Below are 7,250 nucleotides of genomic sequence, written 5' to 3'. Positions count from 1 at the left end.
GGACAATGCCGGCGAGCCGCTCGACCTCGTGCAGCTCGCCTGCGCCGCCGGCATCGGCATCCGCGCGCTCCAGCTCGGATTCCGCCGTCACTTCGGCCTGTCGATCTCGCAGATGCTGCTCGACATGCGCCTGGCCGGTCTCCACGCGCGCCTCGCGCAGGCGTCACCCGATGTCTCCATCACCGACCTCGCCTTCGATCTCGGCTTCACCCATCTCGGCCGAATGGCAGGCGCCTACCGCGAAAAATTCGGCGAGACGCCGTCGGCCACGCTGCGGCGAAGGATGAGCTGAGCGTGCGATGAGATGAGGTTTGATGCAGCAACAAAGGAGGTGCGCTCCCTCGCCCGCTTGCGGGAGAGGTGAAGGAGCCACCGCGATAATCGCTTCAACTTGAAGCGATTCCGCTTCGGGCACGAGGCGGCTATTTCCGCGGCTTCCCTGTCCCGCTGTCTTCCGCCGCCTGCCTGCGCAGAAAAGCCTCGACATCGGCCTGCACCGAGTAGGGCGTCGGGATCGCGTCGCCTGCGGAATCGACGGCGGTGTCGAGGCAGCGGCGCAGCATGCGTGCGAGCTCGGCCTTGCGATAAGGCTTTCTCAGCAGCGGTGCGCCCATGGTGGCGCGTCCCTGCGCATGCAGCGAGTCGTAGGCATAACCCGACGTAAACAGGACACGCAAGGAAGGCCGCGCGGCCGCCATCTGCTCGGCGAGCTCCCGCCCGTTCATGCCGCCGGCCATCACGATGTCGGTGAAGAGCAGGTCGAACGGCCTGCCTTCGGCGGAGATGGCGAGGGCCTCGGTCGCATTGGCGGCCGGGATGACCTTGTAACCGAGGGCTTCGAGCTGAACCGTCACGTATTGGCGGACATCGCGGTCGTCTTCGACGCAGAGAACGGTTTCCTGGCCCCCCACGATCTTGCGGTCGTCGTAGCCGGACGGACGCAGCGTGCTCGCCTCCGCCTTCGGCAGGTAGACAGTAAAGATCGTGCCGCGACCTTCTTCGGACGCGACCTTGATGCCGCCGCCGGACTGCTTGATGAAGCCGAACACCATGGTGAGGCCGAGCCCCGTGCCCTTGCCGACCTCCTTGGTGGAGAAGAACGGGTCGAAGATCCGCTCCAGGATGGCTTGCGGAATGCCCGTGCCGGTGTCGGCAATCTCGATCTCGACATAGTCGCCGGCATAGCCGGCGCCGATCGCGACGGCCTCGCGCACGCCGAACACGACGTTGCGCGTCGTCAGCGTCAGCCTGCCGCCATCCAGCATGGCGTCGCGGGCGTTGATCGCGAGGTTGAGCAGCGCCGAGCTCAGCTGGCTGCGATCGGCGAAGGCGAGCCAGACGTTGCCGCCAAGCCGGGTCACGATCTCGATCTTCTTGTCGAAGGTCGCCAGCAGCAGCTTAGCCAGTTCTTCCAGCAGCTCGTTGACGTCGATCTCGGCCGGCTGCAGCGCCTGCTTGCGGGCAAATGACAACAGGCTCGATGTCAGCGCAGCGCCGCGATCGGCGGCTTCGCTGATCAGCCTGGTGATGGTCGCAAGCGGCGGGTTGTCCTTGACGGCGTCGGCGAGGATCTCGATCGTGCCTGTGATCACCGTGAGCATGTTGTTGAATTCGTGCGCGATGCCGCCGGTGAGTTGCCCGACCGCCTCCATCTTCTGGGACTGGATCAGTTGCTCCTCGGCGGCGCGCTTCTGGGTGATGTCCCGGACGAAAGTGTTGACGATGGCGCGCCCGCCCAGCCGCAAGACCGTGCTGGACGCCTCGGCCAGGATCCGCTCACCGTTCCTGTGGATCAGGGTGAGCTCGAAGCGCATGCCGGCAGGTGTGTCCGACAATTCCGGAACGTGCCGCGCCATGCGCTGCCTGAAAGCGGCGCGGAGCGGTTCGGCGACGATGAGGTCGACGACGTGGGCACCGAGAGCCTCCTTGCGCGTCCATCCGGTCAGGGCCTCCGCCCGAAAACTCCACTCCAGCACGGCGCCGCTGTCGTCGATCTGAATGAAGGCGTCGAGCGCGGTCTTGATGACGGCCTGCGTCATCTGCGCGCTGTCGCTGCCTGCCCGCGCCAGCTCAGCCGATTGCGCGGCGGTGCGCTTTTCCTCCGACCTCGCGATCGTGCCGGTGCAGAGGCGGACAATCAGCACCGCGACGGCGGCGCTTGCCAGCAGGGCGACAAGCTGGAGAATGCCGAATTCACGCGTGCCGCTGCCGGTCACGGCATAGGAGGCGAAAAGGGCTGCGGCCGTCACGATGGCCTGTGTGGCCAGCGCGAGTGTCAGAAGCCCCCTGAGTTTCATGGTCTCATACCAAAGACGCCAGCCAAGGACCGCCCCGGCCGCCCGGTTCAGGGAGCCGCTTGATGTGAGCTACAGACTCCGTGCGTTTCCGTCGAGGGGCAATTTCCGGTGGCGCGAAGCGGCCGGCTGTCCCCGGACACGAGGCCCGGCCTCGCGCATCAACCCGCCGGCGAATCGGTCTGGCGCAGCGTCGTCACCCAGATCACGCGCGCCGCCTGCTGGGTCGGGTTGTCGAACATGTGCGGCACGATGCTCGGGAAACGGAAGCTGTCGCCGGCCTCGAGCACATGGGCCTGGTTGTCGAGCCACAGCCGCAGGCTGCCGGACAGGATGTAGCCGGCCTTCTCGCCGGTATGCTGGAGGAAGTCGGTACCGGACGAGGCGCCGGGATTGAGCGTGAGCTCATAGAGCTCGAGCTGGCCCTTGTCTGCCGGCGTCAGCGCTTCCTTGACGACGCCGCTGGCGGTGAGGCGCAGCAGGCGCCGGCTGTTCTTGCGCACGATGTAGCGCTGCACGTCGCCGGGATCGGTGGTCTCGAAGAAATAGGAGATCGGGACGTCGAGCGCGATGCTGAGCAGGCGCAGCGTCCGGATCGACGGCATGGCGCGCGCGCGTTCGAGTTGGCTGATCATGCCGTTGGAGAGGCCGGTCCTGGTGGCGACGTCCTGTATCGAGAGGCCGGCGCGCTGGCGCAGCAGCCGTACGGTCTCGCCGAGGCGCTGGTCAACCGCATCGTCGGCCTCGATCGTCGGGGCGTCCTTCGGACCGTTGGTGTTGCCGCGACCATCCATGTCGCTCTCCCATGCATCATCTCAGCCCCGGACCAGATCGGCCAAGGCTTCAGTCGGAGTGAAAAGGTCGCGCATCCTAGCAATGTGATTGACAGCTGTATTTAGTTATGATGAATTTTTGATAGAAAAATTTAGAAGCACTAAAGCCCACTCCTGTCCCTTTGCCGGGGTCTCGGGGCGCGGGAGATGGTGCCGCGTGCGATAATGGAGAGTGGGTCATGGCAAACGACACCGGCAAGTTCGGCGTTGGGGCAGTGCATCTCGACATTCCGAATCGCCGTCAATTCTTCCAGCTCGGCGCGGGTGCCGCGGCGGGATGGAGCCTTGCAGGCAACGCCTTCGCGCAGACCGAGCGCCCGACCAATCCGCCGGACAAGCCGCGCGGGCAGGTGATTGCGGCGCTGTCGCAGGAGCCGACCGTATTCCATCCGCTGATGCCCGGGATCGAGGTCGATCAGGGCGTCTGGTGGCAGGTGTTCTCGCTGCTCTGGTACATCAATCCCGACGGCAATTTCGTTCCCGATCTGGCGCGCGAAGTCCCCACCATTGAGAATGGCGGGCTGTCGGCCGACGGCCTGACCTGGAAGATCAAGCTGCGCAGCGACGTGAAGTGGCACGACGGCACGCCGTTCACGGCCGACGACGTGAAGTTCTCGCTCGATCTGATCAACGATTCGAATTTCCGCGCCCGCAGCCGCGTCGGCCATAGTCTCGTGAAGGACATCAAGGTCGTCGCGGCGGACGAGATCCACTGGCGAATGGAAGCGCCCTATTCGCCCTATATGTCGATCCTGGGATCGCTGACCTTCATCGTGCCCAAGCACATCCTGGAGAAGGTGTCCGACCCGAACGCTTCGCCGTTCCACAATGCGCCTGTCGGCACCGGACCGTTCCGCTGGGGCGAGCGCGTGCCCGGCGACCACATCCTCCTGAACGCCTACACCGGCTATCACGGCAAGGGGCCGTACGTCGAACGCGTGGTCTTCAAGTATATCCCCGACCTCACCGTGCTCTACACCCAGTTCCGCACCGGCCAGGTCGATTACACCGGCCTGCAAGGCATTTTGCCGAACTTCGTGCAGGAGGCGAAGACGCTGAAGGGCCGGAGGATCTTCGTCTCCGCGACGTCCTCGGTGGAGCATATCGCACCCAACCTGGATTTCGGTCCCTTCGCCGACCGCGCGGTGCGCGAGGCGCTCTACCTCGCCATCAACAAGCAGGCGATCATCGACGCGCTCTATTACGGCCTGCCGACGCAGACCGAGAGCTTCGTGCCGCAGCAGGCGTGGTCGTTCCAGAAGGGCCTGCCGCAGCACAAATACGATCCCGCCAAGGCCAATGCGCTGCTCGATGCTGCCGGCTGGGTCCGCGGCTCCGGCGGCATTCGCGAGAAGGGCGGCGTCAAGCTCGAATTCACCAATTCGACGACGTCAGGCAATGCCGTGCGCGAGCAGACCCAGCAGCTGCTGATCCAGGACTGGCGCGCGATCGGTGCTGCGATGCGCGTCAACAACATGCCGGCGGCGGTGATCTGGGGCGACTTCTGGCAGCAGTCGAAATTCAACTCGGTGCTGGTGTCGGTGAACTTCATGCTGGGCAGCGATCCCGACGTAACGCCGCGCTTCGGCTCCGGCGCCATTCCCGCCAAGGGCGGTCGCGGCTACAACACCTATCAGTACCAGAGCCCGGAGGCCGACCGTCTTCTCGCCGAAGGCGCCAAGCAGTTCGATCTGTCGCAGCGCAAGACCACCTATGGCGATCTGCAGAAGCTGATCCGCAACGACCTCGCGATCCTGCCCATGTTCCAGGGCTTCATCGCCGAAGGCGTGAAGGAAGGGCTGCAAGGTTTCCGTCCCAACATCAACACCTCCATCAATTGCTGGAACATCCGCGAATGGTACTGGGCCTGATGCATCCGGCTCGCTGGATCGCCTGAGATGGCCCGTTACGTCGTCAATCGCCTGGCGCAGGCGATCATGCTGCTCGTGATCGTCTCGGCGATCGGCTTTGCCATCCTGCATCTGGCGCCCGGCGGCCCGCTCTCGCAGTTTGCGGCTTCCGCGCAGATGACCCAGGAGGATCTCGACCGCGTCACCAAGCAGCTTGGCCTCGATCGCCCGCTGCCAATTCAGTATCTCGACTGGTTCGGCCGCATGCTGAGAGGCGATTGGGGCAAGTCCTACCGCGACGGCGAGTCCGTGCTGTCGGTGATCTCCTCGCATCTCGGCGCGACGCTGGAGCTGATGGCGACGGCGACCATCATCGCGGTGCTGCTCGGCTGCTGGGTCGGTATCCTTGGCGCGCTGCGGCGCTATTCGCTGTTCGACATGCTCGCAACCGTCGGCGCCATGGTCGCGCTGTCGATCCCGACCTTCTGGTTCGGTCTCGTCATCATCTACGTGTTTTCGGTGACACTCGGCTGGTTGCCGGCCGGCAACCGAGAGACCGTCGGCGACGGCTCCTTCCTGGACCTCTTGCATCATCTGATCGCGCCGGCCCTGGTGCTCGCGCTGGTCGAGACCGCGATGTGGGGCCGCTTCATGCGATCCTCCATGCTCGAGGTCATCAACCAGGATTACATCCGCACTGCGCGCGCCAAGGGCATGCCGGAATGGCGCATCCTCACCGTGCATGCCCTGCGCAACGCGCTGCTGCCGATGATCACGGTGGCCGGCCTCCAGCTTCCGACGTTGCTCGGCGGCGCATTGGTGGCCGAGACCGTGTTCACCTGGCCCGGCATGGGGCGACTGTTCCTGGATTCCATCGGCTACCGCGACTACCCCGTGGTGATGGGCATCCTGATGTTCTCGGCGACGATAGTGCTGATCGGCTCGCTGCTTGCCGACATCCTCTATGCCGTCGTCGATCCGCGCATCCGGGTGGGCTAGGCGATGACGGCTGCCACCCTCTCCACCGTTCAGCTCTCCCCCGGCCAGGCCGCCTGGCGGCGCTTCCGCCGGCATCGCCTCGCGCTCGCGGGCGCGGTGACCATCCTGGTTCTCGTCCTGGGCTCGGCGTTCGGCCCATATCTCCTGCCGTTCGACGACACCTATATCGACATCATGAAGCGGTTCGCACCGCCGCTGTCGGGCGCGCACATTCTCGGCACCGACGAGCTTGGCCGCGACGTGCTGGCGCGGCTGATGATGGGCGGGCGGGTGTCGCTGTCGATCGGCATCGTCGCGATGGTGATCGCGATGGTGGTCGGCATCGTGGTCGGCGCCTTTGCCGGCTTCTATGGCGGCGTCGTCGGCGCGGTGCTGATGCGGCTCGTCGATGCCGTGCTGTGCTTTCCGACCATCTTCCTGCTGCTCGTGCTCGCAGCGCTCATAGAGCCCGGCTTCGTCACCACCACCGTGCTGATCGCGGCCACCGCCTGGATGTGGGTGGCCCGGGTCGTCGAGGCCCAGGTCCGATCGCTCAGAGAGCGCGAATTCGCCGTTGCCGCGCTCGCCTTCGGTTCGTCGAACCTGCGGATCATGTTCCGCGAGCTCGTGCCCAATGCGATCGCGCCGATCGTGGTGGCGGCGACGCTGAACGTCGCCAAGGCGATCCTGCTGGAATCCTATCTCAGCTATCTCGGCTACGGCATCCAGCCGCCGGCTGCGAGCTGGGGCAATATGCTCAACAACGCGCAGATCTATCTGACCAGCGCGCCGTGGCTCGCGATCGCGCCGGGCCTCGCCATCACGCTCGCGGTGACGAGCTTCAACTTCCTCGGCGACGGCCTGCGCGATGCGCTCGACCCGCGAATGAACATCCCATGACGAGCCGACGAGCTTCGATCGAGCTGATTTCCAGGAGTGCCCCATGTCCCCGCCGCTCAACCGTATAAATAGCGACGATCGCCTGCCGGCGCAGGCTGACGTCGTCGTCATCGGCGGCGGCGTAATCGGTGTGTCCGCGGCCTATCATCTGGCGAAGAAGGGACTTTCCGTCGCGCTCGTCGAGAAGGGGCATGTCGGCGGCGAGCAGTCGAGCCGCAATTGGGGCTGGTGCCGCCAGCAGGGCCGCGCGCGCGAGGAAATTCCGCTGGCGCGCGAGGCGTTGCGGCTGTGGGAGGACATGCAGAACGACGCCGGCGTCGATGCCGGCTTCCGCCGCACCGGCGTGCTGTTCCTCACCAAGAGCAGGGACGAGCTCGCCGGCTGGGAGCGCTGGG

At 65.4% G+C, this 7,250-nt stretch carries 7 protein-coding genes; 5 read left to right on the top strand and 2 right to left on the bottom strand.

Going from position 1 to position 7,250, the window contains the following annotated elements:
* Window positions 1-292: helix-turn-helix domain-containing protein (locus MOV74_RS26645; RefSeq protein ID WP_246929432.1), on the top strand; the 292-nt coding region annotated here is incomplete at its 5' end.
* A 130-nt stretch (window positions 293-422) separates the two neighbouring features.
* On the opposite strand, the gene MOV74_RS26640 is transcribed toward MOV74_RS26645, so the two are convergent.
* The gene (locus MOV74_RS26640; RefSeq protein WP_246929430.1) at window positions 423-2,297 is read right to left on the bottom strand and encodes an ATP-binding protein; all 1,875 of its coding nucleotides are present in this window, start codon (window positions 2,295-2,297) and stop codon (window positions 423-425) included.
* A gap of 158 nt (window positions 2,298-2,455) precedes the next feature.
* Window positions 2,456-3,088 (bottom strand): cupin domain-containing protein, encoded by a 633-nt coding sequence (locus MOV74_RS26635; protein ID WP_246929428.1) that lies wholly within the window; start codon window positions 3,086-3,088, stop codon window positions 2,456-2,458.
* 218 nt (window positions 3,089-3,306) lie between these two features.
* Here MOV74_RS26635 and MOV74_RS26630 point away from each other — a divergent pair, with 218 nt between their 5' ends.
* The 4 genes from MOV74_RS26630 to MOV74_RS26615 form a co-directional block, all read left to right on the top strand.
* Entirely contained in the window at window positions 3,307-4,998 is a 1,692-nt protein-coding gene (locus MOV74_RS26630; protein WP_246929425.1) for a peptide ABC transporter substrate-binding protein, read from the top strand.
* A gap of 27 nt (window positions 4,999-5,025) precedes the next feature.
* Complete coding sequence (locus tag MOV74_RS26625) at window positions 5,026-5,976, top strand: ABC transporter permease (protein WP_246929423.1); 951 nt, start codon at window positions 5,026-5,028, stop codon at window positions 5,974-5,976.
* A 3-nt stretch (window positions 5,977-5,979) separates the two neighbouring features.
* Complete coding sequence (locus tag MOV74_RS26620; protein ID WP_246929421.1) at window positions 5,980-6,855, top strand: ABC transporter permease; 876 nt, start codon at window positions 5,980-5,982, stop codon at window positions 6,853-6,855.
* Window positions 6,856-6,898: 43 nt separating this feature from the next.
* Window positions 6,899-7,250, top strand: a 352-nt coding sequence (locus MOV74_RS26615; RefSeq protein ID WP_246929419.1) for an FAD-binding oxidoreductase, incomplete at its 3' end; no start/stop codon positions are given.

The sequence above is a fragment of the Bradyrhizobium sp. SHOUNA76 genome, assembly GCF_023006445.1.
Lineage (GTDB): Bacteria > Pseudomonadota > Alphaproteobacteria > Rhizobiales > Xanthobacteraceae > Bradyrhizobium.
Note: the sequence above shows the minus strand (reverse complement) of the source record. Positions and strands in the feature narration are given on the sequence as shown.